At 68.0% G+C, this 21,022-nt stretch carries 24 protein-coding genes; 20 read left to right on the forward strand and 4 right to left on the reverse strand.

The window, feature by feature from the left end; genetic code table 11:
- The first annotated feature begins 16 nt into the window (after nucleotides 1-16).
- A complete protein-coding gene (locus HLA98_RS12460) occupies nucleotides 17-445 on the forward strand; it encodes a BLUF domain-containing protein (protein WP_057500970.1) in 429 nt (142 codons plus the stop codon).
- Nucleotides 446-448: 3 nt separating this feature from the next.
- Here HLA98_RS12460 and HLA98_RS12465 read toward each other — a convergent pair whose 3' ends face one another.
- Nucleotides 449-769, reverse strand: coding sequence for an ArsR/SmtB family transcription factor (locus tag HLA98_RS12465; RefSeq protein WP_057500971.1), 321 nt, complete (start codon nucleotides 767-769; stop codon nucleotides 449-451).
- An 86-nt stretch (nucleotides 770-855) separates the two neighbouring features.
- Between HLA98_RS12465 and HLA98_RS12470 the strand changes: the two genes are divergently transcribed.
- The 3 genes from HLA98_RS12470 (at nucleotide 856) to HLA98_RS12480 (ending at nucleotide 2,820) form a co-directional block, all read left to right on the forward strand.
- On the forward strand, nucleotides 856-1,293 hold the full coding sequence (locus HLA98_RS12470) for a YeeE/YedE family protein (RefSeq protein ID WP_057500972.1): 438 nt from the start codon (nucleotides 856-858) through the stop codon (nucleotides 1,291-1,293).
- Nucleotides 1,290-1,703, forward strand: a complete 414-nt coding sequence (locus tag HLA98_RS12475; RefSeq protein WP_057500973.1) for a DUF6691 family protein — start codon at nucleotides 1,290-1,292, stop codon at nucleotides 1,701-1,703. The genes HLA98_RS12470 and HLA98_RS12475 overlap by 4 nt, the downstream gene beginning before the upstream one ends.
- A gap of 67 nt (nucleotides 1,704-1,770) precedes the next feature.
- Complete coding sequence (locus HLA98_RS12480; protein ID WP_049449134.1) at nucleotides 1,771-2,820, forward strand: linear amide C-N hydrolase; 1,050 nt, start codon at nucleotides 1,771-1,773, stop codon at nucleotides 2,818-2,820.
- Here the strand turns inward: HLA98_RS12480 and HLA98_RS12485 are convergent.
- Entirely contained in the window at nucleotides 2,817-3,596 is a 780-nt protein-coding gene (locus HLA98_RS12485) for a DUF6491 family protein (protein ID WP_057500974.1), read from the reverse strand. The genes HLA98_RS12480 and HLA98_RS12485 overlap by 4 nt on opposite strands.
- An 81-nt stretch (nucleotides 3,597-3,677) precedes the next feature.
- Here HLA98_RS12485 and HLA98_RS12490 point away from each other — a divergent pair, with 81 nt between their 5' ends.
- Entirely contained in the window at nucleotides 3,678-4,373 is a 696-nt protein-coding gene (locus HLA98_RS12490) for a helix-turn-helix transcriptional regulator (RefSeq protein ID WP_057500975.1), read from the forward strand.
- Between the two features lie 166 nt (nucleotides 4,374-4,539).
- The gene (locus HLA98_RS12495; RefSeq protein ID WP_057500976.1) at nucleotides 4,540-5,490 is read left to right on the forward strand and encodes a DMT family transporter; all 951 of its coding nucleotides are present in this window, start codon (nucleotides 4,540-4,542) and stop codon (nucleotides 5,488-5,490) included.
- Nucleotides 5,491-5,499: 9 nt separating this feature from the next.
- Here HLA98_RS12495 and HLA98_RS12500 read toward each other — a convergent pair whose 3' ends face one another.
- Nucleotides 5,500-5,823 (reverse strand): hypothetical protein, encoded by a 324-nt coding sequence (locus tag HLA98_RS12500; protein ID WP_165284670.1) that lies wholly within the window; start codon nucleotides 5,821-5,823, stop codon nucleotides 5,500-5,502.
- Between the two features lie 27 nt (nucleotides 5,824-5,850).
- Between HLA98_RS12500 and thrA the strand changes: the two genes are divergently transcribed.
- From thrA to thrC, 3 genes are read left to right on the forward strand one after another with little or no spacing between them, the layout of a single operon-like run.
- Complete coding sequence (thrA, locus tag HLA98_RS12505) at nucleotides 5,851-8,355, forward strand: bifunctional aspartate kinase/homoserine dehydrogenase I (RefSeq protein WP_129550532.1); 2,505 nt, start codon at nucleotides 5,851-5,853, stop codon at nucleotides 8,353-8,355.
- Nucleotides 8,352-9,266: a homoserine kinase gene (locus HLA98_RS12510; RefSeq protein ID WP_129550531.1), complete on the forward strand. Its 915-nt coding sequence runs from the start codon at nucleotides 8,352-8,354 to the stop codon at nucleotides 9,264-9,266. Before thrA ends, HLA98_RS12510 begins: the two co-directional genes overlap by 4 nt.
- A gap of 29 nt (nucleotides 9,267-9,295) precedes the next feature.
- Entirely contained in the window at nucleotides 9,296-10,582 is a 1,287-nt protein-coding gene (thrC, locus tag HLA98_RS12515; protein WP_129550530.1) for a threonine synthase, read from the forward strand.
- 102 nt (nucleotides 10,583-10,684) lie between these two features.
- On the opposite strand, the gene HLA98_RS12520 is transcribed toward thrC, so the two are convergent.
- A complete protein-coding gene (locus HLA98_RS12520; RefSeq protein ID WP_049445540.1) occupies nucleotides 10,685-11,437 on the reverse strand; it encodes a Crp/Fnr family transcriptional regulator in 753 nt (250 codons plus the stop codon).
- Between the two features lie 129 nt (nucleotides 11,438-11,566).
- On the opposite strand from HLA98_RS12520, the gene hisS reads away from it, so the two are divergent.
- The 11 genes from hisS (at nucleotide 11,567) to hisIE (ending at nucleotide 20,964) form a co-directional block, all read left to right on the forward strand.
- A complete protein-coding gene (gene hisS / locus HLA98_RS12525) occupies nucleotides 11,567-12,964 on the forward strand; it encodes a histidine--tRNA ligase (protein ID WP_057500696.1) in 1,398 nt (465 codons plus the stop codon).
- Nucleotides 12,965-12,990: 26 nt separating this feature from the next.
- Nucleotides 12,991-13,257 (forward strand): hypothetical protein, encoded by a 267-nt coding sequence (locus HLA98_RS12530; RefSeq protein ID WP_232015538.1) that lies wholly within the window; start codon nucleotides 12,991-12,993, stop codon nucleotides 13,255-13,257.
- A 289-nt stretch (nucleotides 13,258-13,546) separates the two neighbouring features.
- Nucleotides 13,547-13,855: a YerC/YecD family TrpR-related protein gene (locus HLA98_RS12535; RefSeq protein ID WP_088025802.1), complete on the forward strand. Its 309-nt coding sequence runs from the start codon at nucleotides 13,547-13,549 to the stop codon at nucleotides 13,853-13,855.
- Nucleotides 13,856-13,889: 34 nt separating this feature from the next.
- Nucleotides 13,890-14,801 carry an ATP phosphoribosyltransferase gene (gene hisG / locus HLA98_RS12540; RefSeq protein WP_057500697.1) on the forward strand — a complete coding sequence of 304 codons (912 nt, stop codon included), beginning with the start codon at nucleotides 13,890-13,892 and terminating at the stop codon, nucleotides 14,799-14,801.
- Nucleotides 14,798-16,093, forward strand: a complete 1,296-nt coding sequence (gene hisD / locus HLA98_RS12545; RefSeq protein WP_057500694.1) for a histidinol dehydrogenase — start codon at nucleotides 14,798-14,800, stop codon at nucleotides 16,091-16,093. The genes hisG and hisD overlap by 4 nt, the downstream gene beginning before the upstream one ends.
- Nucleotides 16,090-17,184 carry a histidinol-phosphate transaminase gene (hisC, locus tag HLA98_RS12550; protein ID WP_057500693.1) on the forward strand — a complete coding sequence of 365 codons (1,095 nt, stop codon included), beginning with the start codon at nucleotides 16,090-16,092 and terminating at the stop codon, nucleotides 17,182-17,184. Before hisD ends, hisC begins: the two co-directional genes overlap by 4 nt.
- Complete coding sequence (hisB, locus tag HLA98_RS12555; protein ID WP_057500692.1) at nucleotides 17,181-18,254, forward strand: bifunctional histidinol-phosphatase/imidazoleglycerol-phosphate dehydratase HisB; 1,074 nt, start codon at nucleotides 17,181-17,183, stop codon at nucleotides 18,252-18,254. The genes hisC and hisB overlap by 4 nt, the downstream gene beginning before the upstream one ends.
- Nucleotides 18,251-18,853, forward strand: a complete 603-nt coding sequence (hisH, locus tag HLA98_RS12560; protein WP_057500691.1) for an imidazole glycerol phosphate synthase subunit HisH — start codon at nucleotides 18,251-18,253, stop codon at nucleotides 18,851-18,853. The genes hisB and hisH overlap by 4 nt, the downstream gene beginning before the upstream one ends.
- Nucleotides 18,850-19,584, forward strand: a complete 735-nt coding sequence (gene hisA, locus HLA98_RS12565; RefSeq protein ID WP_057500690.1) for a 1-(5-phosphoribosyl)-5-[(5-phosphoribosylamino)methylideneamino]imidazole-4-carboxamide isomerase — start codon at nucleotides 18,850-18,852, stop codon at nucleotides 19,582-19,584. The genes hisH and hisA overlap by 4 nt, the downstream gene beginning before the upstream one ends.
- Nucleotides 19,578-20,354, forward strand: a complete 777-nt coding sequence (hisF, locus tag HLA98_RS12570) for an imidazole glycerol phosphate synthase subunit HisF (RefSeq protein WP_057500689.1) — start codon at nucleotides 19,578-19,580, stop codon at nucleotides 20,352-20,354. The genes hisA and hisF overlap by 7 nt, the downstream gene beginning before the upstream one ends.
- The gene (gene hisIE / locus HLA98_RS12575; RefSeq protein WP_057500688.1) at nucleotides 20,344-20,964 is read left to right on the forward strand and encodes a bifunctional phosphoribosyl-AMP cyclohydrolase/phosphoribosyl-ATP diphosphatase HisIE; all 621 of its coding nucleotides are present in this window, start codon (nucleotides 20,344-20,346) and stop codon (nucleotides 20,962-20,964) included. Before hisF ends, hisIE begins: the two co-directional genes overlap by 11 nt.
- Nucleotides 20,965-21,022: the final 58 nt, after the last annotated feature.

Genomic DNA, 21,022 nt, shown 5'->3' on the forward strand with positions numbered 1-21,022 from the left:
TTGTCAAGGAAGCACCATGCCACTGCGCGCCATCGCCTACGTCAGCCAGGCGCTGCCGGATCTTTCCGCTGAACGGTTGCGGGTGCTGGTCGACGATGCAGCCCGCTTCAACAAGATGGCGGGCGTGACCGGCGTGCTGCTGTGTGACGGCGAGCGTTTCCTGCAGTACATCGAGGGGCCGCCGGACGGGATCGACTCGGTCTACGAGCGCATCCTGCAGGCTGGCAGTCATGTCGACATCATCGAGCTGGCACGCGGCCGCCTCGGTCAGCGTCAGTTTCCGTACTGGTCGATGCGCGCGTTGCCGGTGGAAGAGGCGCTGTTGCGCCAGCTCTCATCCAGCGACTGGTCGGGTTTTACCCGCGCGTTGGACGGGGATCTGTCAGCGCCGACGCCGGTGGATCTGCTCGACAACGTCGTGCAGCCACTCCTGCACGCTGGCTGAGCATCAACGCGGTCTGCGGCCGCAGTAGGCGGCATGCAGTGCCTGCAGCACGCCCAGTGCGGGGCCTTCAATCACGCGGTAGTGGATCGCCTGTGCTTCGCGCCGGGTCGCAACGATCTCCATCGCCCGCAGCACCGCCAGATGCTGCGAAAGCGCCGATGCACTCAGGGCGGTCAACTCCTGCAATTCCGCTACCGGCGCCTCACCTTCGACAAGGCGGCACAACACGCGCAGCCGCGCAGGATGGGCCAGGCTTTTGAGCAGCGCTGCGGCCTGGGTGGCATGCTCGGCCATCGCGGCGCTGTCGAGCTCGGTGCTAGCCATGGCTGGCCTTTTGATTTAGAAGAAGCTAATTTAGAAAAAGCTAAATCAAAAGGCAAACGAATGAACGCATCGGGCGGAGGCAGGTCATGACCCTGCCGTGGGCCGCGGTGGCGGGGGGCGCGTTGATCGGTGCGGCGGCGGTGCTGTTGCTGGCCACAACCGGGCGGGTGGCCGGCATCAGTGGCATTGCCGCTGGCAGCGTGCGTGCCGCGCCGGCTGAGCGTGGTTGGCGCTGGGCCTTCCTGCTCGGCCTGCTTGCCGCTGCAGGGCTGGTGCTGTGGTGGCAGGCCGCGCCAGGGCAAGCGCCCGGCGTCCTGCTGCGTGACGCCTTGCCTGCGTGGCAGTTGGTCGGCGCCGGCCTGCTGGTCGGCTTCGGTACGCGGTTGGGTAATGGTTGCACCAGTGGACACGGCGTCTGTGGGTTGGCCCGCGGCTCAAAGCGGTCGCTGCTGGCGGTGCTGGTGTTCATGGCCTGCGCGATGCTGACCACGTTCCTGATCCGCCACGGTGGGGGCTTGGAATGAGCCGCGTGTCGGTGGCTGCCGGCGCCGCAGGAGCACTGTTTGGCGCAGGCCTGGCGTTGGCCGGCATGACCGATCCTCGCCGCATCCTTGGTTTCCTCGACATCGCCGGCGATTTTGACCCCACTTTGGCCTGGGTGCTGGCCGCTGCGCTGCTGGTCAGCGCGGTTGGCCAGCGCTGGGTGCTGCGGCGCGCGCGTCCGTTGTGCGCAACGCGCTTCCAGTTGCCAGCTGCGCGCGGTATCGATCCGCGCCTGGTGCTGGGCGCGGCGTTGTTCGGCATCGGCTGGGGATGGGCAGGCTATTGTCCGGGCCCTGCCATCGCCGGGCTGGCGGTGGGGTCGCGCGAGGCGCTGTGGTTCGTGCCGGCGATGCTTGCGGGTTTCTGGCTCCATGATCGCGTGCTTCGCTGAGGTTTCACCGCTGTGTCACCCCGCATGGGGTCATATCCATGGACCACGGGGAAAGGAGCGTAATGACATGGCACGGATGAAGTGGAAGGAAATGGCACTGCTTGCGGCTGCACTGGTCGCAGCAGCACCGGCGCTGGCCTGCACGCGTGCGGTGTACCTGGGCGACAACGGTGATGTGATCACCGCGCGCTCGATGGACTGGAAGGTCGATGTAGCGACCAACCTCTACGTGCTGCCGCGTGGCATTGCACGCACCGGCCAGGCCGGTCCGAAGTCGCTGGCCTGGACCGCGCGCTATGGCAGCGTGGTGGCGACCGGATACGACGTGTCTACCACCGATGGCATGAACGAAAAGGGCCTGGTGGCCAACCTGCTGTGGCTGGTCGAATCGGAGTATCCGCAGCAGCGCGGCAACAAGCCGGGCCTGGCGATTTCGCTGTGGGCGCAGTATGTGCTGGATAATTTCGCGACCGTGGACGAGGCGGTGGCGGCGCTGAAGCGTGAGCCATACTCGATCGTCACCGACAAGGTGCCCGGCGAAGATCGGCAGGCAACGCTGCATCTGTCGCTGTCCGACGCGACCGGCGATAGTGCCATTGTCGAATACATCGGCGGCCGCCAGGTGATCCATCACGACCGCCGCTACCAGGTGATGACCAATTCGCCGATCTTCGAGCAGCAGCTGGCACTCAACAGCTACTGGCAGCAGATCGGTGGCACGGTGATGCTGCCGGGTACCAACCGCTCGTCCGACCGCTTCGCGCGCGCGTCGTTCTACATCAACGCCATTCCCAAGGCCGAGGATCCGGTGGAGGCCCTGGCCAGCGTGTTCAGCGTGATCCGCAACGCGTCGGTGCCGTACGGCATCACCACGCCAGGTGAGCCGAACATCTCATCCACGCGTTGGCGTACCGTGGCCGACCACAAGCGGCGGCTGTACTTCTTCGAATCGGCATTGACCCCGAACACCTTCTGGGTCGACCTGAACAAGGTCGATTTCGGCGGGCAGGTACTCAAGCTCGACCTTGGAAAGGACCAGCGAAACACCTTTGCCGGCGATGCGCTGGGTCACTTCGTGCCCAGCGCACCCTTTGCCTTCCTCGGCGTCGACGGTTAATTCGACGCCTGGCTGGAGGCCGGGTAGACCGCCTGGATCGTGCAGGCGCCGTGCGTGTATTGCGGCAGCGGGGCCAGCCCATCGCTGCGCAGGTCACCGTTCTCGAAATCGGCGGTGAGGATGCGGTCACCGGCATTGCCACAGATCAGGCCGTTCTGCATGCCGGAGCGGAAGCTGAGCTGCGGCGCACGATCAAGCTGGCGACAGTGGCTGCCGAGCTCGACACGGTAGTAGCGGTGGCCACCATTGCGGCGCGGATTGGTCTCCACCAGCATGCCCTGCGCGTCGGATGACCAGGCGCGGACGTTGCGGGTGGCGAAGCAGTACGACGGCGAGCCGCCGAAGCCGCGGCGGATATCCTTGCGTTCGCGGATGGTCACGGCGGGCAGGGTGGCTGTGCGCAGGCGGTCACTGTCGCGGGCCACGCCGGCGAAGTCCCGGTCCTGCACCGGGGTGACCGCACTGACGGCGCAGCTGCGGCCATCGACCACCACGCGCTCGCTGGGACGACCGCAGGCCCAGCCGGCGGGTGCTTCCAGCTTCAGCGTGGTGGCAGTGCGGACACCGGGGCAATCCTCGCTGAAGTCGATGCGGTAGGCCTGGCCGGAGGCCGCGCGCAGCGCGATCGAGCGCGGCGAGGCCTGTTCCACTTCCTGCACGCCGACCGCGTCCATGCAGTGCGGGGCGGGCGGGGTGCGTTCCTGTGACAGGGCCGGAACAGCAAGCGCCAGGCCGAGGCTGGCGGCCAATACCGCGAGTACGTGCTGATGGGTCATGTCCTGCACTCCCTGCGTTGGATGACGGATCGACTATAGCAGCGGTTTGCACGGCCGTAGTTACACGCGCACACTGCCCGGATGGGCGCCATCTTTCACCTGCGGCACTACGGACAGGCCACTGGCCTGGACCGGCATGACTATGCGCAATGGGTGCTGCCGCTGCAGGGCGAGCTGCAGTTCGAGATGGAAGGGCGCGGTGGTCGGCTGGACCTGCTGCAGGGGGCTTTCGTTGCCGCTGGCGAAGCGCATGACCAGATGGCGGATGGTCCCAATGGTTTCGTGATCGTTGACTGTCCTCCGGGCGTGCTTGATGACGGCACGCAGGAGCATCTGTGCCGTCAGCGCTGGCTGCATCTGCCGCTGGGGCTGCGCCGCTGCCTGGCCGAGGTGCAGGCTGGGCAGCCGGTGCCGGCCCTGTTGCCGCAGCTGCTGCAGCTGTTTGCACCGGCCGGCAGTGGCGCGCGCATGCAGGGACTGTGCGCGGCGGTGCAGAAAGATCCGGGCCAGGCGTGGCCGGTGGCGCGCATGGCCGGATTCGTCGGGGTCAGCGAGAGCCGGTTGCACGCGCTGTTCCAGCGTGATTTTGGGCTAAGCCCGCAGGCCTGGCTGAGCGCGTGCCGGTTACGCTGGGCCAAGCATCAGCTGCGCACCAGCACGGCGCCGATCAGCGATATCGCGCTGGCCGCAGGCTATTCCGAGCAGAGCGCACTGACCCGCGCGCTGCGCCGCGAGTGTGGCCAGACCCCGGCCGCGTGGCGCAGGGGCGGCGGCTGACTTGTAGAGCCGAGCCCACGCTCGGCTGTCCTTGTCTGCACAGTGGCCAATCGCAGTCGAGCATGGCTCGGCTCTACAGAGATGACAGGGCAGTAGCCTCGGTCAAGAGTGCCTGTCGGCCAGCGCTTACACTGCGCGGCCCGTTCTCTCCCCCCGAAGAACCCGAATGCGCAACAACCCGATGGCCCTGGGCATCGCCAATGGCGTTGCCGCCGGCGCGCTGTGGGGCGTGGTTTTCCTCGCGCCCGCCGTGCTGCAGTCGTTCAATGCCCTGCAACTGTCAGCAGGTCGCTATCTGGTCTACGGCCTGATCGCTGTAGCCCTGCTGCTGCCGCGCTGGAAGCGGCTGGCCCCGCGGCTGGGCCGCGCCGAATGGATCGGCCTGCTGTGGTTGAGCCTGGCCGGAAACCTGGTGTACTTCCTGCTGCTGGCGACGGCGGTGCAGTGGGCCGGTGGCGCGGCGGCGTCCTTGATTGTCGGCCTGATTCCGGTGGTGGTCACCCTGGTTGGCGTGCGCGAGCAGGGCGCTGTACCACTGAAGCAGCTGTTGCCGGCACTTGGGCTGTGCGTGCTGGGCGTGGCACTGGTTGGCTGGGAAGCGCTGATGTCCGAGCACCTGGCAACCCCGTGGCGGCAGCGCCTGATCGGCCTGCTGTGTGCATTCGGCGCGCTGTTCTCGTGGGCGCTGTACTCGATCGGCAACAGCCGCTGGCTGGCGCGCCGGCCGGATCTGTCCGGCTATGACTGGTCGCTGCTGACCGGCGTCACCACCGGCGGCCTGGCCCTGCTGCTGGTGCCGATGGCCTTCTTCGGCCACACCAGCAGCCACACGACGGCACAGTGGGGGGGCTTCTGGGCGATCAGTGCAGGCGTGGCGGTGGTGGCCTCGATCCTTGGCACCGCGTTCTGGAACCGCGCCAGCCGCCTCCTGCCGCTGACCCTGACGGGCCAGATGATCGTGTTCGAGACGCTGTTCGCGCTGGCGTATGCCTTCGCCTGGCAACAGCGCTGGCCCTCGCTGCTGGAAGCATTGGCGATCGTGTTCCTGGTGGCCGGCGTGATGATGTGTGCGCACGCGCACCGCACGCCGCGCGCGATCGCCGAACATGCGGGCTGAATGCCCTCGTCAGGCGTGCTGATGCCGGCTTGGTCTCAGATGCAACCAATTGCCGGCACGTTGGGCGATGATCGCGGCAATGATTTTTTGCATCGCAGCACTTGACAGCGGGCCGGCGCACAGTGTTTTCTGTGCGTCATGGTCCTTGATGCCGCCCACGCCAGCCTGATCGCCCCCGCCATTGCGGGCCGTTCGACTGCGCCGGTCGCCACCACCACCATTACCACCACCACCACCGCCACCACTGCCCTGGTGCGGCCCGTCGTCTTCGTGTAACTCCCGAAAACCACGGCCCCGCACCATACAGGTGGCGGGGAAACTCGACACCTGCATGCGACGGGGCCTCCTACCGAGGTCTGCATGTCTTCCCACGCCCCCGCTCATCCCGTTGCCCCGGCCGACCTGGCTGCGCCGTCCACTGTCGTGCACAAGTTCGGCGGCACCTCGGTGGCCGATGCCGAACGCTATCACCATGTTGCCGGCCTGCTGCGGGCCCGTCCCGAATCGCTGCAGGTCACTGTCGTCTCGGCGATGAAGGGCGTCACGGACGCCCTGATTGAACTGGCGCAGCTGGCGGCCAGGGGCGACGAAAGTTGGCGCGAGGCCTGGCATGCGCTGCGCGCACGCCATCGTGGCGCTGCCGTGGCGCTGTTGGGCGAGCAGGTGGGCGAGACCGTGGAATGGATCGACGCCCGTTTCGAGCAGCTGGCCGAAGTGCTGGCGGCGCTGGCGGTGATCGGTGAACTGCCGCGCGAGGTGCTGGACCGCGTGCAGGGGCTGGGCGAAGTGTTCTCCGCGCAGCTGCTTGGCACCCACCTGCGTTCATTGGGCGAAGAGTGCGCGGTGCTCGATGCGCGAGATGTGCTGGTGGTCGGGCACGGTGAACTGGGCGTCGATGTCGACTGGGAAGCCAGTGCCGACCGCCTGGCCAAGTGGCGCCTGCAGCACCCACAATCGCGCCTGGTCGCCACCGGTTTCGTCGCGCGCGACCGCGATGACCGCATCACCACGCTCGGTCGCAACGGCAGCGATTACTCCGGCGCGATCTTCGCCGCGCTGTTCAACGCCGATGAACTGCACATCTGGACCGACGTCGACGGCGTGCTGTCGGCCGACCCGCGGCTTGTGCCCGAGGCGGTGCAGCTGGAGTCGCTGAGCTACGACGAGGCCTGCGAACTGGCGTATTTCGGCGCCAAGGTGGTGCACCCGCAGACGATGTCGCCGGCTATCCGCCTCGGCCTGCCGATCTTCATCCGCAATACCTTCCAGCCGGCGCATCCGGGCACGCGTATCAGTGCCGAACGCTCGCCGCGCGGGCCGGTGAAGGGCCTGACCCTGAGCCCCGGTCTGGCTCTGCTGAACCTGGAAGGCACCGGCCTGATCGGCGTTCCCGGTACCGCCGAGCGCGTGTTTGCCGCCCTGCGCCAAGCGCAGGTGTCGGTGGTGATGATTTCGCAGGGTTCGTCGGAACATTCGATCTGCTGCGTGGTGCGCGCCGCCGAAGCAGCGCGTGGCCGTGAGGCATTGCTGCACGCGTTCGCGCATGAGTTGTCCGTGGGCCAGGTGCAGCGCGTGCAGGTCAGTGAGGGCGTCAGCGTCCTGGCGGCGGTGGGTGACGGCATGGCCGGGCAGCCGGGTGTGGCCGCACGCCTGTTCGAGGCACTGGGGCGTGCGCAGGTGAACATCCTGGCGATCGCGCAGGGTTCGTCCGAACGCAACATCTCGGTGGCGGTGGACAGTGCCGATGCCACCCGTGCGCTGCGCGCGGCGCATGCAGGCTTCTGGCTGTCGCCGCAGACGTTTGCGGTCGGTGTGATCGGGCCGGGCAATGTCGGTGCCGCGCTGCTGGACCAGCTGCTGGCGGCCCGTCCGCAGCTGCTGGCCAAGGCCAATGTGGATCTGCGCCTGCGCGCGCTGGCCTCGCGTTCGCGCATGCGCCTGGAAGTGGATGGTCTGCACGCCGACTGGCGGGAGGCATTGCAGGACGCGGGCGAGTCCAGCGATCTGGATCGCTTCACCGAACACCTGCTGGCCGCGCACCTGCCGCATGCGGTGGTGATTGACTGCAGTGGCAGTGCCGATGTGGCCGAGCGCTACGAGGGCTGGTTGGCGGCCGGCATCCACGTGGTCACCCCGAACAAACAGGCCGGCGCCGGGCCTCTGCCGCGCTATCAGCGCATCCGCGCCGCCGCGGCGGCCAGTGGCGCGCGTTTCCGCTACGAGGCCACGGTGGGCGCAGGTCTGCCGGTGATCACCACGCTGCGTGATCTGGTCGATACCGGTGATGAAGTGCTGGCGATTGAAGGCATCTTCTCCGGCACGCTGGCGTGGCTGTTCAATCGCTTCGATGGCAGTCAGCCGTTCTCGCAGCTGGTCGCGCAGGCGCGGTCGATGGGCTACACCGAGCCGGACCCGCGCGATGATCTTTCGGGCGTGGACGTGGCGCGCAAGCTGGTGATCCTGGCCCGCGAGGCCGGCCACGCACTCAGCCTGGAACAGGTACAGGTGGAAAGCCTGGTGCCGGCGCTGTTGCGTGATGGCAGCGTGGATGACTTCATGGCGCGGCTGGGCGAGTCCGATGCCAGCCTGCTGCAGCGCCTGCAGGACGCGCGGGCCCGTGGTGCGGTGCTGCGCTATGTGGCACAGCTGGGTGCCGGCGGCGCCTCGGTGGGCCTGCAGGAGCTGCCTGCCGACCACGCCTTCGCCAACCTGCGGCTGACCGACAACGTGGTGCAGTTCCGCACCCGCCGTTACTGCGACAACCCGTTGGTGGTGCAGGGGCCGGGGGCTGGCCCGGAAGTCACGGCGGCTGGCGTGTTCGCGGACCTGCTGCGGGTGGCTGCCGGCGAAGGAGCGCGCCTGTGATCGCACGTGCGTTCGCGCCCGCCTCGGTGGCCAACGTGGCGGTGGGCTTCGATATTCTTGGTCATGCCATCGCCGGTGTTGGCGATACCGTGATCGTGCGCCGCATCGATGAGCCGGTGGTGCGCATCGAAGCGATTCGCGGCAGCGTCGTCGAGTTGCCACTGGATGCGGCTGGAAACACCGCGGGTGCTGCATTGATGTCGCTGCGCGCAGGGCTGGCCCTGGACTTCGGTTTCGCGGTGGAGATCGACAAGGGCATTCCGTTCGGTTCCGGCATGGGCGGTTCGGCAGCGTCGTGCGTCGCTGCGCTGGTTGCCGCCAACGCACTGCTGGATGCGCCGCTGTCGCGCGAAGCGCTGTACCCGTTTGCGCTCGATGGCGAGGCTGTGGCCAGCGGTGGCCGTCACGGCGACAACGTGGGGCCGCTGCTGCTGGGCGGTCTTGCACTGTGCACGGCCGACCGCCTGCTGCCGATTCCGGTGCCGGCAACCTGGCACAGCCTGCTGGTGCATCCGCATGCGGTGCTGGAAACACGCCGCGCACGCCAGGTGCTGCAGGGCAGCTACGCGCTGGGTGAATTCGTGGCACAGAGTGCGAACCTCGCGCTGGTACTCAGTGGTTGCCATCGTAGTGATGCGGCGCTGGTGCGGGCTGGACTACGCGATGTGCTGGTGGAACCACGGCGGGCCGGCCTGATTGCGGGCTTCGAGGCAGCACGCGATGCAGCGCTGTCGGCACAGGCAATGGGGGCAGGCATCTCCGGTGCCGGTCCGAGCGTGTTCGCCTGGTTCGAGGATGCCGACCAGGCCCGCGCCGCTGCCGCACCGGTGCAGGCGGCATTCGCCGCTGCCGGTTTCGACAGCGATGCCTGGGTGTCGCCGCTGGATGCACCGGGAGCCCGCTTGTGCTGAATCCTTCCCCTCTACTGGATACTCAACCCATGCAATTTGTTTCGACCCGTGGCCAGTCGCCGGCTGTTGGCCTCAGTGCGGCGATCGCTGCAGGATTGGCGCCCGACGGCGGACTGTATGTACCGGAGTTGCTGCCCGCGGCCAGTGAGCTGCGGGCCGGCGCGACGTTGGCCGATACGGCCGCGGATCTACTGGCACCGTTCTTCGCCGGTGATGCTCTGGAGGCAGCCCTGCCATCGATCTGTCGTGAGGCGTTCGACTTTCCGGTGCCGCTGCGGCCACTGGGCGAAGGTGACCATGTGCTGGAGCTGTTCCATGGGCCGACGGCGGCGTTCAAGGATATCGGTGCGCGCTTCCTGGCCGGAACACTGTCGCGGCTGCAGGCCGGCAAGAACCGCGACCTGACCATTGTTGTCGCCACCTCTGGCGATACCGGTGCCGCCGTTGCTGCGGCCTTCCATCGCCAGCCGGGCGTGCGTGTGGTGGTGCTGTATCCAGACGGCCGCGTGTCGCCGCGGCAGGCGCACCAGCTCGGTTGCTTCGGCGACAACATCCAGGCGCTACGCGTGGCCGGTGCCTTCGACGACTGCCAGGCGATGGTCAAGCAGGCGCTGGCCGACCGCGAACTGCAGGCGCAGGTGCCGTTGAGTTCGGCCAACAGCATCAGCCTCGGCCGCCTGCTGCCGCAGATGAGTTATTACGCGCATGCGGCGTTGTCCCATTACGCGACGCACCGTCGCCGGCTCAACCTGGTGGTGCCGACCGGCAACCTTGGCAATGCGATGGCGGCCGTGCTGGCGCGCGCGCTGGGCGTGCCGATCGGGCAGATCGTGCTGGCCACGAATGCCAATGCGGTGCTGCCGGCGTACTTCAATGGTGGCGACTACCAGCCGCAGGCCAGCGTGGCCACCGTTGCAAACGCAATGGACGTAGGGGCGCCCAGCAACTTCGAGCGCCTGCGCTGGCTTTACCAAGGAGATGACGCCGAGCTGCGCGCAGCCTTCCGCGCGTTCGCGGTGGACGACGTGACAATCCGCGCGACGATTGCGGCAGCGCACGCCAGCAGTGGTGAATTGTTCTGTCCGCACACGGCGACGGCGGTGAAGGTGCTGCAGGACCTGCGCGCGCGCGGAGCCAAGGGCGACTGGGCGGTGGTGGCTACCGCACATCCGGCGAAGTTCGAGGCAGTGGTGGAGCCGTTGATTGGCGAATCAGTGGCCGTGCCGCCGGCGCTGGATGCGTTGCTGCAGCGGCCCGCGCACGCGGAACCGTTGGCCGCGGATTACGCGGCGTTGCGTGAGGTGTTGCTGCGCTGATCGGAGATGGACGCAGTTGCCGGCCAGCGGCCGGCACTACCGGGTGGATGCAACACGGGTAGTGCCGGCCGCAGGCCGGCAACCCCCTAAACCGCAATGCGGTCAGATCAACCCTTCACCGGCCAGCGTGCGCAGCCCGTCCTCGTCGAGGATCTCCACCACGTTCAGGTGGGGCAGGGCGATCAACCCCTGCTGGCGCAGCTTGGTGAAGGTACGGCTGACCGTTTCCATGGTCAGGCCCAGATGATCGGCGATGTCGCCACGACCCATCGGCAGCGACACGCGCAGGCCGTCGCCGCCCAGCTTGGCCTCGCGTGCGGCCAGGCGCAGCAGGAAATCGGCCAGTTTCTCGGCCGGCTGCAGGCGTGCGAGCGCCAGCGCGGCATCCTGTGCGGCATCCAGTTCCTGGCAGGCGCGCTGCAGCAGCTTGCGCTCCAGGTGCGGGAAGCGGCTGCGAAGCGCCTTCATCTGCGGCAGTGCGACGCGGCACACGCGGCTGTCGGCAATCGCCTCGATGTCGTAACGATGGTGGTCGCTGCCGCTCAGGCCCAGATAGTCGCCAGGCAGCACGAAGCCGTTGATCTGGCGGCGACCATCCGCCAGGGTGCGCACCAGGCGCAGTGCGCCGGCGGTCAATGTATAGACATGCTGGCGTTCCTCGCCAGTGCGGGCCAGCGTGCTGCCCATGCTGACCTGCTGTGAAACGGTGACCTGTTCCAGTGCCTGCACTTCATCGGGCGACAACGCCGAGCACACCGCAAGGTGGCGAACCGAGCAGTGCAGGCAGTCCAGCGTGATGCAGGACGGCGCGGCGGGATCGTTGGTGGCGGGCGGAGCGCCGGAAGGCCGTGACATGTTGCGGGGGGGCGTATCGCGGGCGGGGGAGGGCCTTATGATACTTCAAGCGGCCGTTCGACCCTGCCCGAGGCGGGGGCGCTAGAATGTTGCCCCCTCCCACGTCCCGTTCCAGCAGGAGTTCCGCCCGTGATCAAGCCCCGTACCCCGCCCGGCACCCTTGAGCTGCTGCCGCGCGAGCAGATTGCGTTCCAGCGCATGCTGGACGTCATCCGCCGCAACTACGAGCGCTTCGGGTTCCTGCCGGTGGAGACGCCGGTGTTCGAGCTGTCCGATGTACTGCTGACCAAGTCCGGTGGCGAGACCGAGCGCCAGGTGTATTTCGTGCAGTCCACCGGCGCGCTGGCCAACGCGGCCGAGTCGGGCGACCGTTCGCTGCCGGAAATGGCGCTGCGCTTCGACCTGACCGTGCCGCTGGCACGCTACGTGGCCGAGCACGAACACGAACTGACCTTCCCGTTCCGCCGCTACCAGATGCAGCGCGTGTATCGCGGCGAGCGCGCCCAGCGCGGTCGCTTCCGCGAGTTCTACCAGTGCGACATCGACGTGATCGGCAAGGACAGCCTGAGCGTGCGATACGACGCCGAAGTGCTGGCGGTCATCCACGCCGTGTTCTCGGAACTGCGCATTGGTGATTTCAGCATCCAGCTGAACAACCGCAAGCTGATGCGCGGCTTCTTCGAAAGCCTGGGCGTGGCCGAGGGCGAGCGCCAGCTGGCGGTGCTGCGCGAAGTGGACAAGCTGGACAAACGCGGCCCCGATTACGTGCGCGAGACGCTGGTGGGTGAGGGCTTCAACATTCCGGCCGAGCAGGTCGAGAAGATCCTGGCCTTCGTCGCCGTGCGTTCGAAGGGCCACGACGATGCGATGGCTCAGTTGGACGCGCTGGAAGCAGCGGCGGATTCGTCGGAGACCCTGCGTGCCGGCGTTGCCGAACTGCGCGAAGTGCTGCAGCTGGTGCAGGCGCTGGGCGTGCCGGAAACCGCGTATTGCCTGAACTTCTCCATTGCGCGCGGCCTGGACTACTACACCGGCACCGTCTACGAGACCACGCTGACCGACCACCCGCAGATCGGCTCGATCTGCTCGGGCGGCCGTTACGAAGACCTGGCCAGCCACTACAGCAAGTCGAAGCTGCCGGGCGTGGGCATCTCCATCGGCCTGTCGCGCCTGTTCTGGCAGCTGCGCGAAGCCGGCCTGATCGACGGCATCGAAGCCAGCAGCGTGCAGGCACTGGTGGCGCTGATGGACGAGCAGGGCATGCCGCAGTCGCTGGACATCGCGCGCCGCCTGCGCGCCGGTGGCATCAACACCGAAGTGCAGATGGAGCCGAAGAAGATCGGCAAGCAGTTCCAGTACGCCGCCAAGGCCGGCATCCGCTTCGTGGTGCTGGCCGGCGAGGACGAATTGGCGCGCGGCGTGGTGGCGGTGAAGGACCTGCTGCGCGAACAGCAGTTCGAAGTCTCCCGTGACGAGCTGGCCAGCACCCTGCTGGTGGAGCTGGAGCAGTCCAGGGCGATGGCGTAATGCGGGCCGCCGCAGGGGCGCTGTGCGTGCTCCTGCTGGCGGGCTGCCAGAGCGACCCGATGCTGCGCAGTGCACGGATCGGTCCGGCGCAGTACCGGCTGCAGGTTGATCGCTGCCACGTGATCGACCGCGCGCAGCTGGAGGGTGACCTGCAGGCCCTGGCCTCGCGCAGGTGTCCCGCGGGTGTGGGGTCACTGGAGAACATCCAGCCCCTACCGAGCCGGCAGGGCAGCCTGTTCGGTGAATGCCTGCGCCGCGGAGCGCTGCAGGCCGAGGTGCGCTGCCTGCCCTGAGTCGGGCCAGATTGTTGATTTGAAAGCAGAACGCCCGCCTTTCGGTGGGCGTTTTGCGTTTGTGGATAACAGCAGTCGAGCATGGCTCGACTCTACAAAAGCCGGTTCCGATCCGATCCATGCTGTTCTGACAACCTGCAGAAAACCAGCTTCTGCTGTTGCTCTGGCTCTTGCCTCTGCGGGTGCAGGGCGGCCGCCCTGCCGTAACCCCAACCCACGATTTGACGCACTGCGCAAGAATGCGCTAATGTACTAACGCGCTATTACATTGATGCATGGAAACGACCCCGTGAAAGCCCGCCCCGAGATTGCCGCCAAAGACCCGAAGGCCGACCTGGAAGCCCTGGCCCAAGCCTTTGCCGCCCTGCGCGAGCCGGAACAGGTCGAGGCCTTCCTGCGTGATCTGTGCACCCCGGCCGAGCTGGAAGCCATGGCCGACCGCTGGAAGGTGGTGCCGCTGCTGCAGCAGGGTGTGCCGTACCGCGAGATCCACGAGCGCACCGGCGTCAGCGTGACCACCACCGGACGGGTGGCGCGAACGCTTGAGCATGGCCATCGAGGCTATGCCGCCGCCATCGACCGCCTTGCTTCGCGCTGATCCGCGCCCCGTTCCGAACTTCGAGACCTCCTCCATGAGTGCAACCCAGGCAGCGCCGGCACGAGACCGGCTGCGTATCGCCATCCAGAAGAGTGGCCGCTTGGCCGAGCCCGCCCGCAACCTGCTCAGCGCCTGTGGCCTGAGCTGGCGCGAAAGCCGCGACAAATTGTTCTGCTACGGCGAGTCGCTTCCGGTGGACCTGCTGCTGGTGCGCGACGACGACATCCCCGGCCTGATCGCTGACGGCGTCTGCGACCTCGGCATCGTCGGCCGCAACGAGCTGGACGAGCAGGCCGCGGCACGCCGTCAGATCGGCCTGCCTGACGCCTACCAGGCGCTGCGCGGGCTGGGCTTCGGCCAGTGCCGGCTGATGCTGGCGGTGCCCGAGGAATGGCAGTGGCAGGGTCCGGCGCAGCTGGCCGGCACCCGCATCGCCACCAGCTACCCGGCCATCCTCAAGCAGTGGCTGGCCGAGCAGGGCGTGGACGCACAGGTGGTCGAGCTGTCCGGTTCGGTGGAAATCGCCCCGCGCCTGGGCACCGCCGACCTCATCTGTGATCTGGTGTCCAGCGGCGCCACCCTGCGCGCAAATCAGCTGACCCCGGTGCACAACCTGCTCGACAGCGAGGCGGTGCTGGCCGGCGCGGTGCGCGTGCCGGATGACGCACGCGCATCGCTGCGCGCGATGCTGCTGCGCCGCCTCGACGGCGTGGTGCAGCGCCAGGACCGCAAGCTGCTGATGTTCCGTGCCAGCGAGGACCGCGTCGACGCGCTGGCGCAGCTGCTGGTCGATGCCGAGCCGCTGGTGCGGCTGCCGGCCGATGGCGGCGCGCTGCGCCTGCAGACCATGTGCCCCGGCCCGCTGAGCTGGCAGCGCATGGAAGAACTCGAGCGCGCTGGCGCGCAGGGCCTGATGGTGTTGAGCGTGGAGCGGTCGCTGGCATGAACCGTCTGATCTGGTCCCGACTTGATGAGACCGCGCGCAGCGCGGCGCTGACCCGCCCGGTGCAGACCGTGGCGCAGCAGACCCGCGACGCGGTGGCGACGCTGATTGCACAGGTGCGCACACAGGGCGACGACGCGCTGCGCGCGATCACCGCGCGCTTCGATGGTGTCGAGCTGTCGTCCTTTGAAGTGAGCGAAGCCGAGTTTGCCGCGGCGGAAGCTGCGGTGCCGGCTGAGTTGCGCCAGGCCATGGTGGAAGCTGCCGAACGCATCGCGCGTTTCCACGCCGCCGGCATGGGGACGGGGTATGCGGTGGAAACCGCACCGGGGGTGGTCTGCGAGCGCATGCTGCGTCCGATCGGCCGTGTGGGCCTGTATGTGCCGGCGGGCAGCGCACCGCTGCCGTCCACCGCGCTGATGCTGGGTGTTCCCGCACGGCTGGCCGGCTGCCCGCAGGTGGTGCTGTGTACGCCGCCGCGCGCCGACGGCACGGCCGATCCGGCGGTGCTGGTGGCCGCGCGGTTGACCGGGGTGCAGCGCGTGTTCAAGCTGGGCGGTGCCCAGGCCATCGCCGCGATGGCCTACGGCACGGCCAGCATTCCGGCCTGTGACAAGCTGTTCGGGCCCGGCAACAGCTTCGTCACCGAAGCCAAGCAGCAGGTCGCACAGGATGGCGCGGCCGCCATCGACATGCCGGCCGGCCCCTCCGAAGTGCTGGTGATTGCCGATGCCGGCGCCAATCCGGCGTTCGTCGCCGCCGACCTGCTGTCGCAGGCCGAGCACGGCCCGGATTCTCAGGTTCTGCTGCTGACCGACGATGCCGCGATGCTGGCGGCGGTCGAGGCCGAAGTGGAGCGCCAGGTGGCCTTGCTGCCGCGCCAGCAGATCGCACGCCAAGCGCTATCGGCCTCGCTGCTGATCCAGGTCGATTCGTTGGACGAAGCCTTCGCGATCAGCAACCGCTATGCGCCAGAGCACCTGATCCTGGCGCTGCGTGATCCGCGTGCGTGGCTGGACAAGGTGCAGGCGGCCGGCTCGGTGTTCCTGGGTGATTACACCCCCGAGGCACTGGGCGACTACTGCAGCGGCACCAACCACGTGCTGCCTACCGCCGGTGCCGCACGTGCCTACAGCGGTGTCAGCGTGGCCAGTTTCCAGAACCTGATCAGCGTGCAGAGCGCCAGCGCCGCCGGCCTGGCAGCGATCGGCGGCTGCGCGCGCATCATCGCCAGCGCCGAAGGCCTGGATGCACATGAACGTGCGGTCGCAGTGCGCATGGAGGTGGCTGCATGAGCGCGGCTATCGATGATGTGCTGGCACTGGTGCGTCCGGATCTGCAGACGTTCGCCGGCTACAGCTCGGCGCGCAGTGCGGCGGTGCAGGGCGAGGTCTGGTTGAATGCCAATGAGTCGGCCTGGGCCAATCCGGCTGATGTGGCGGGCAACAGCCGGCGCTATCCGGAACCGCAGCCGTTGGCGTTGCGTGAGGGCCTGGCGGCTCTGTACGGCGTGACGCCGCCGCAGCTGCTGGTCGGCCGCGGCAGCGACGAAGCCATTGATCTGCTGGTGCGCGCCCTGTGCGTGCCGGGCCGCGATGGCGTGCTGGTCACGCCGCCGGTGTTCGGCATGTATGCGGTCTGCGCGCGCCTGCAGGGCGCCGCATTGATTGAAGTGCCCCTGGTGGACAGCGAGGACGGCCTGCGCGCTGATCTGGATGCGGTGATCGACACCGCCAAGGCGCGCAATGCCAAGCTGGTGTTCCTGTGCGCACCGTCGAACCCGGCCGGCAGTGACATCGCTCTGGAGGAGGTCGAACGCGTGGCCACCGCGCTGCGCGGGCAGGCACTGGTGGTGGTGGACGAGGCCTATGTCGAGTACGCGCAGCGTGCGTCGGCGACCACGCTGCTGGCCGCGCACGCCAATCTGGCAGTGCTGCGCACGTTGTCGAAGGCGCACGCACTTGCGGCCGCGCGCATCGGCACCCTGATCGCCGCGCCGGAACTGATTGCCGTACTGCGCCGTTGCCAGGCGCCGTACCCGGTGCCGACCCCGTGCGCCGAGCTGGCCGTGCAGGCGCTGCAGCCGGCCGCACTGGCACGTACCGCCGAGCGCGTGGCGACGGTCATCGCCGAGCGCGAACGCCTGTTCGCTGCGCTGCCGGGCCTGCCCGGCGTGCGCCGGGTGTATGCCTCGGCCGGCAACTACCTGCTGGTCCGCTTCACTGATGCGCAGGCAGCGTTCGACACCTTGCTGGATGCCGGTGTGGTGGTACGCGACCAGCGCGCCGCGCCGCAGCTGGGTGATGCACTGCGCATCAGTATCGGCAGCCCCGAAGAGAATGACCGCGTGCTTGCGGCCCTGTCGGCGCGGAGGGCCGCAGCATGACCCCGATCCTGTTCATCGACCGCGACGGTACCCTCATCGAGGAGCCGTCCGACTTCCAGATCGACGCCTACGAAAAGCTGCGCTTCGTGCCACAGGTGATCCCGGCGCTGCTGAAGCTGCGCGACGCCGGCTATCAGTTCGTGATCGTCACCAATCAGGATGGCCTCGGCAGCGACAGCTACCCGCGCGCCAGCTTCGATGGCCCCAACGACCTGATGCTGCAGATCTTCGAAAGCCAGGGCATCACTTTCCGTGACGTGCTGATCGACTGCAGCTGGCCGCAGGACAACGCGCCGACCCGCAAGCCGGGCATCGGCCTGATGACCGCCTACCTGCAGGACCGCAGCATCGACTGGGCGCGCTCGGGCATGGTCGGTGACCGCATCACCGACCTGCAGTTCGCTGACAACCTCAACATCCGAGGCTTCCAGCTGCGCACCGAACAGTTTGGTGGCGAGTGGGACTGGCCGGGCATCGCCCATGTGCTGGCCGATGCGCCGCGTACCGCAGTGGTCCAGCGCAACACGAAAGAGACGAAGATCCGCGTCGAACTGGATCTGGACCGCGCCGGTGATGCGCGCATCGCCACCGGACTGCCGTTCTTCGACCACATGCTGGAACAGATCGGCAAGCACGGCGGGTTCGCGCTGGACATCCAGGCCGAGGGCGACCTGCACATCGACGAGCACCACACCATCGAAGACACCGGTCTCGCATTGGGCCAGGCGCTGCGCGAGGCGCTGGGCGACAAGCGCGGCATCGGCCGCTACGGCTTCACCCTGCCGATGGACGAGACGCTGGCCAGCGCTGCGCTGGACTTCAGTGGCCGCCCGTACTTCGTGTTCGAGGGCGAGTTCAAGCGCGAGCGCGTGGGCGACATGCCGACCGAGCTGGTGCCGCACTTCTTCCGTTCGCTGTGTGATGCCAGCGGGTTGAACCTCAACCTGCAGGTACGCGGTGACAACGATCACCACAAGGTGGAAGCCTGCTTCAAGGCCTTGGCCCGCGCACTGCGTCCGGCGCTGGCCCGCCAGGGCACGGCGCTGCCTTCCACCAAGGGGGCGCTGTGAGCGACGTTGCGCTGATCGATGCCGGCGGCGCCAACCTGGGCTCGGTGCGCTACGCATTGGAGCGCCTGGGTGCGACGGTGCGGCTGGTGCGCGATGCGGACGGCCTGGTCGGTGCGCAGCGGGTGATCCTGCCCGGCGTCGGCGCGGCCGGTCCCGGCATGCAGCGCCTGCACGCGCAGGGGCTGGTGGAACCGTTGCAGCGGCTGGAAGTGCCGCTGATGGGTATCTGCCTGGGCATGCAGCTGCTGTTCGAACGCTCCGAGGAAGCCGGCGTGGAAACGCTGGGGCTGATTCCCGGCGTGGTGCGCAGGCTGGTACCGGCCTGCGGCATCCGCGTGCCGCACATGGGCTGGAACCGCCTGCTGCCGCTACGCGAATCGCTGTTGCTGCAAGGCGTGCCGGAACGCGCCAGCGCCTACTTCGTGCACAGCTATGCGGCGCCGCTGAATACCCATACCGTCGCTGCCTGCGACCACGGTGGCCTGTTCACCGCCGTGGTGGAGCAGGGGCGTTACTACGGCGCACAGTTCCATCCCGAGCGCTCCGGCGAGACCGGTTCGCTGATGCTGCGCAACTTCCTCGAGGGCACTGCTGCATGAGTTTCATCGTCTACCCCGCGCTGGATATCCGTGATGGCCGCGTGGTGCGGCTACGCCAGGGCGACTACGCGCAGGAAACCTCCTATGGGGATGACCCTCTGCCGCGCGCGCAGGCCTTTGCCGCGCGGGGTGCGCAGTGGATGCATCTGGTCGACCTGGATGCCGCACGCGCCGGTGGCTACACCCTGGCGCCGCTGTTGGCATCCATTCGTGCGCAGACCCCGCTGCAGGTGCAGACCGGCGGTGGCGTGCGCGGCCGCGACGATGTAGCGCGCATCCTCGACGCTGGCGCCCACCGCGTGGTGGTCGGTTCACTGGCCGTGCGCCGCCCCGATGAGGTGGTGGGCTGGCTGGAAGAATTCGGCGCCGAGCGCATCACGATTGCGCTGGACGCGCGCCAGGACGCACAGGGGCAGTGGCAGTTGCCGGTGCACGGCTGGACCGAGAACGCCGGGGTGACCCTGGATGACCTGGCCCGGCGCTACGCGCGCGCCGGCATGCGCCACCTGCTGTGCACCGACATCGCCCGCGACGGCATGCTGGCCGGGCCCAACATCAGCCTCTACCAGCAACTGTCGGCGCTGCTGCCGGGCGTGGCGGTGCAGGCCTCCGGCGGCATCCGCAACGTGGCCGATGTGGCCGAAGCGCGACATGTGGGCTGCGGCGGCGCGATCCTCGGCAAGGCGCTGCTGGAGCAGCGCATGGACCTGGCGGAGGCGCTGGCATGTTGAGCCGGCGCATCATTCCGTGCCTGGATGTGCGCGATGGTCGCGTGGTCAAGGGTGTGCGCTTCCGCGACCATGTCGACATGGGCGACATCGCCGAGCTGGCGCAGCGCTACCGCGACCAGGGTGCCGACGAGCTGGTGTTCTATGACATCGGCGCCAGCCCCGAGGCGCGCTCGGTGGACGTCGCCTGGATCGAGCGCATCGCGCGGCTGATCGACATTCCGTTCTGCGTGGCCGGTGGCATCGACAGCGTGGAAACCGCGCGCCGCGTGCTGTTCGCCGGTGCCGACAAGGTGTCGATCAACTCGCCCGCGTTGGGCCGTCCCGAACTGATCACCGAACTGGCCGACGAGTTCGGCGTGCAGTGCGTGGTGGTCGGTGTCGATTCGGTACGCGAGACCGATGGCCAGTGGCGGGTGCGCCGTTTCAGTGGCGACCCGGACAAGACCCAGGCGGTGCCGCTGCGCACGCTGGACTGGATCGTCGAAGCGCAGCGCCGTGGCGCCGGCGAAATCGTGTTGAACTGCATGGACAGCGACGGCGTGCGCCGTGGCTACGACGTCGTGCAGCTGCAGCAGGCGCGGGCACTCTGCCAGGTGCCGCTGATCGCCTCCGGTGGCGCCGGTGCGATGGAGCACTTTGCCGAGGCCTTCGACCAGGCCGATGTGGATGGCGCGCTGGCGGCCAGTGTGTTCCACAGGGGCGCCATCGCCATTCCGGAATTGAAGCGCTACCTGCGCGGACAGCAGATCGAGGTGCGGGATGTCTATTGAAGTCAGGCCGTCGTTGGACGCATTGCAGGCACTTGACTGGGCCAAGGGTGACGGCCTGCTGCCGGCGGTGGTGCAGGATGCCGATACCCTGCAGGTGCTGATGCTGGGCTATGTCAGTGCTGAATCGCTGGCGGCCACGCTCGCCATCGGCCATATGACCTTTTTCAGTCGCAGCAAGCAGCGGTTGTGGACCAAGGGCGAGCAGTCCGGCAACGTGCTGGTGGTGCAGTCGATCAGTGTCGACTGCGATGCCGACACGCTGCTGGTGATGGCACGGCCGGCCGGGCCGACCTGTCACACCGGTGCGGAGAGCTGCTTCGATGGCGCGCCGAAGGACTTCCTGGGCGGGCTGGGCCAACTGGTAGCGATGCGCGAGGCGCAGCGACCACCGGGCAGCTACACCACGAGCCTGTTCGAGGGTGGTATCCGCCGCATCGCGCAGAAGGTGGGCGAGGAGGGCGTGGAGACCGCATTGGCCGCCGTGGCGCAGGATGATGAGGCGTTGCTGGGCGAGGCGTCGGACCTGTTGTTCCACCTGCTGGTGCTGCTGCGCGCGCGCGGGCTGTCGCTGGAGGATGCGCGGGCGGTGCTGGAAAAGCGCCATCGTTGAGGGAGGCGTGGGACCAATGGTCCGCACCTGCCTCTGCAATGCAGCCGAGCGTGGCTCG

The organism is Stenotrophomonas africana, assembly GCF_013004645.1.
Classification (GTDB): Bacteria; Pseudomonadota; Gammaproteobacteria; order Xanthomonadales; family Xanthomonadaceae; genus Stenotrophomonas; species Stenotrophomonas africana.

What these genes read in the sequence shown, in the direction of transcription:
- hisD (WP_057500694.1), top strand. Translation starts at nt 14,798, where the DNA reads ATGAACCGTCTGATCTGGTCCCGACTTGATGAGACCGCGCGCAGCGCG.
- hisC (WP_057500693.1), top strand. Translation starts at nt 16,090, where the DNA reads ATGAGCGCGGCTATCGATGATGTGCTGGCACTGGTGCGTCCGGATCTG.
- HLA98_RS12480 (WP_049449134.1), top strand. Translation starts at nt 1,771, where the DNA reads ATGGCACGGATGAAGTGGAAGGAAATGGCACTGCTTGCGGCTGCACTG.
- hisB (WP_057500692.1), top strand. Translation starts at nt 17,181, where the DNA reads ATGACCCCGATCCTGTTCATCGACCGCGACGGTACCCTCATCGAGGAG.
- thrA (WP_129550532.1), top strand. Translation starts at nt 5,851, where the DNA reads ATGTCTTCCCACGCCCCCGCTCATCCCGTTGCCCCGGCCGACCTGGCT.
- HLA98_RS12465 (WP_057500971.1), bottom strand. Translation starts at nt 769, where the DNA reads ATGGCTAGCACCGAGCTCGACAGCGCCGCGATGGCCGAGCATGCCACC.
- HLA98_RS12460 (WP_057500970.1), top strand. Translation starts at nt 17, where the DNA reads ATGCCACTGCGCGCCATCGCCTACGTCAGCCAGGCGCTGCCGGATCTT.
- hisG (WP_057500697.1), top strand. Translation starts at nt 13,890, where the DNA reads ATGAGTGCAACCCAGGCAGCGCCGGCACGAGACCGGCTGCGTATCGCC.
- HLA98_RS12485 (WP_057500974.1), bottom strand. Translation starts at nt 3,596, where the DNA reads ATGACCCATCAGCACGTACTCGCGGTATTGGCCGCCAGCCTCGGCCTG.
- HLA98_RS12500 (WP_165284670.1), bottom strand. Translation starts at nt 5,823, where the DNA reads ATGCAGGTGTCGAGTTTCCCCGCCACCTGTATGGTGCGGGGCCGTGGT.
- hisF (WP_057500689.1), top strand. Translation starts at nt 19,578, where the DNA reads ATGTTGAGCCGGCGCATCATTCCGTGCCTGGATGTGCGCGATGGTCGC.
- HLA98_RS12490 (WP_057500975.1), top strand. Translation starts at nt 3,678, where the DNA reads ATGGGCGCCATCTTTCACCTGCGGCACTACGGACAGGCCACTGGCCTG.
- hisA (WP_057500690.1), top strand. Translation starts at nt 18,850, where the DNA reads ATGAGTTTCATCGTCTACCCCGCGCTGGATATCCGTGATGGCCGCGTG.
- HLA98_RS12470 (WP_057500972.1), top strand. Translation starts at nt 856, where the DNA reads ATGACCCTGCCGTGGGCCGCGGTGGCGGGGGGCGCGTTGATCGGTGCG.
- HLA98_RS12475 (WP_057500973.1), top strand. Translation starts at nt 1,290, where the DNA reads ATGAGCCGCGTGTCGGTGGCTGCCGGCGCCGCAGGAGCACTGTTTGGC.
- HLA98_RS12520 (WP_049445540.1), bottom strand. Translation starts at nt 11,437, where the DNA reads ATGTCACGGCCTTCCGGCGCTCCGCCCGCCACCAACGATCCCGCCGCG.
- hisIE (WP_057500688.1), top strand. Translation starts at nt 20,344, where the DNA reads ATGTCTATTGAAGTCAGGCCGTCGTTGGACGCATTGCAGGCACTTGAC.
- HLA98_RS12495 (WP_057500976.1), top strand. Translation starts at nt 4,540, where the DNA reads ATGCGCAACAACCCGATGGCCCTGGGCATCGCCAATGGCGTTGCCGCC.
- thrC (WP_129550530.1), top strand. Translation starts at nt 9,296, where the DNA reads ATGCAATTTGTTTCGACCCGTGGCCAGTCGCCGGCTGTTGGCCTCAGT.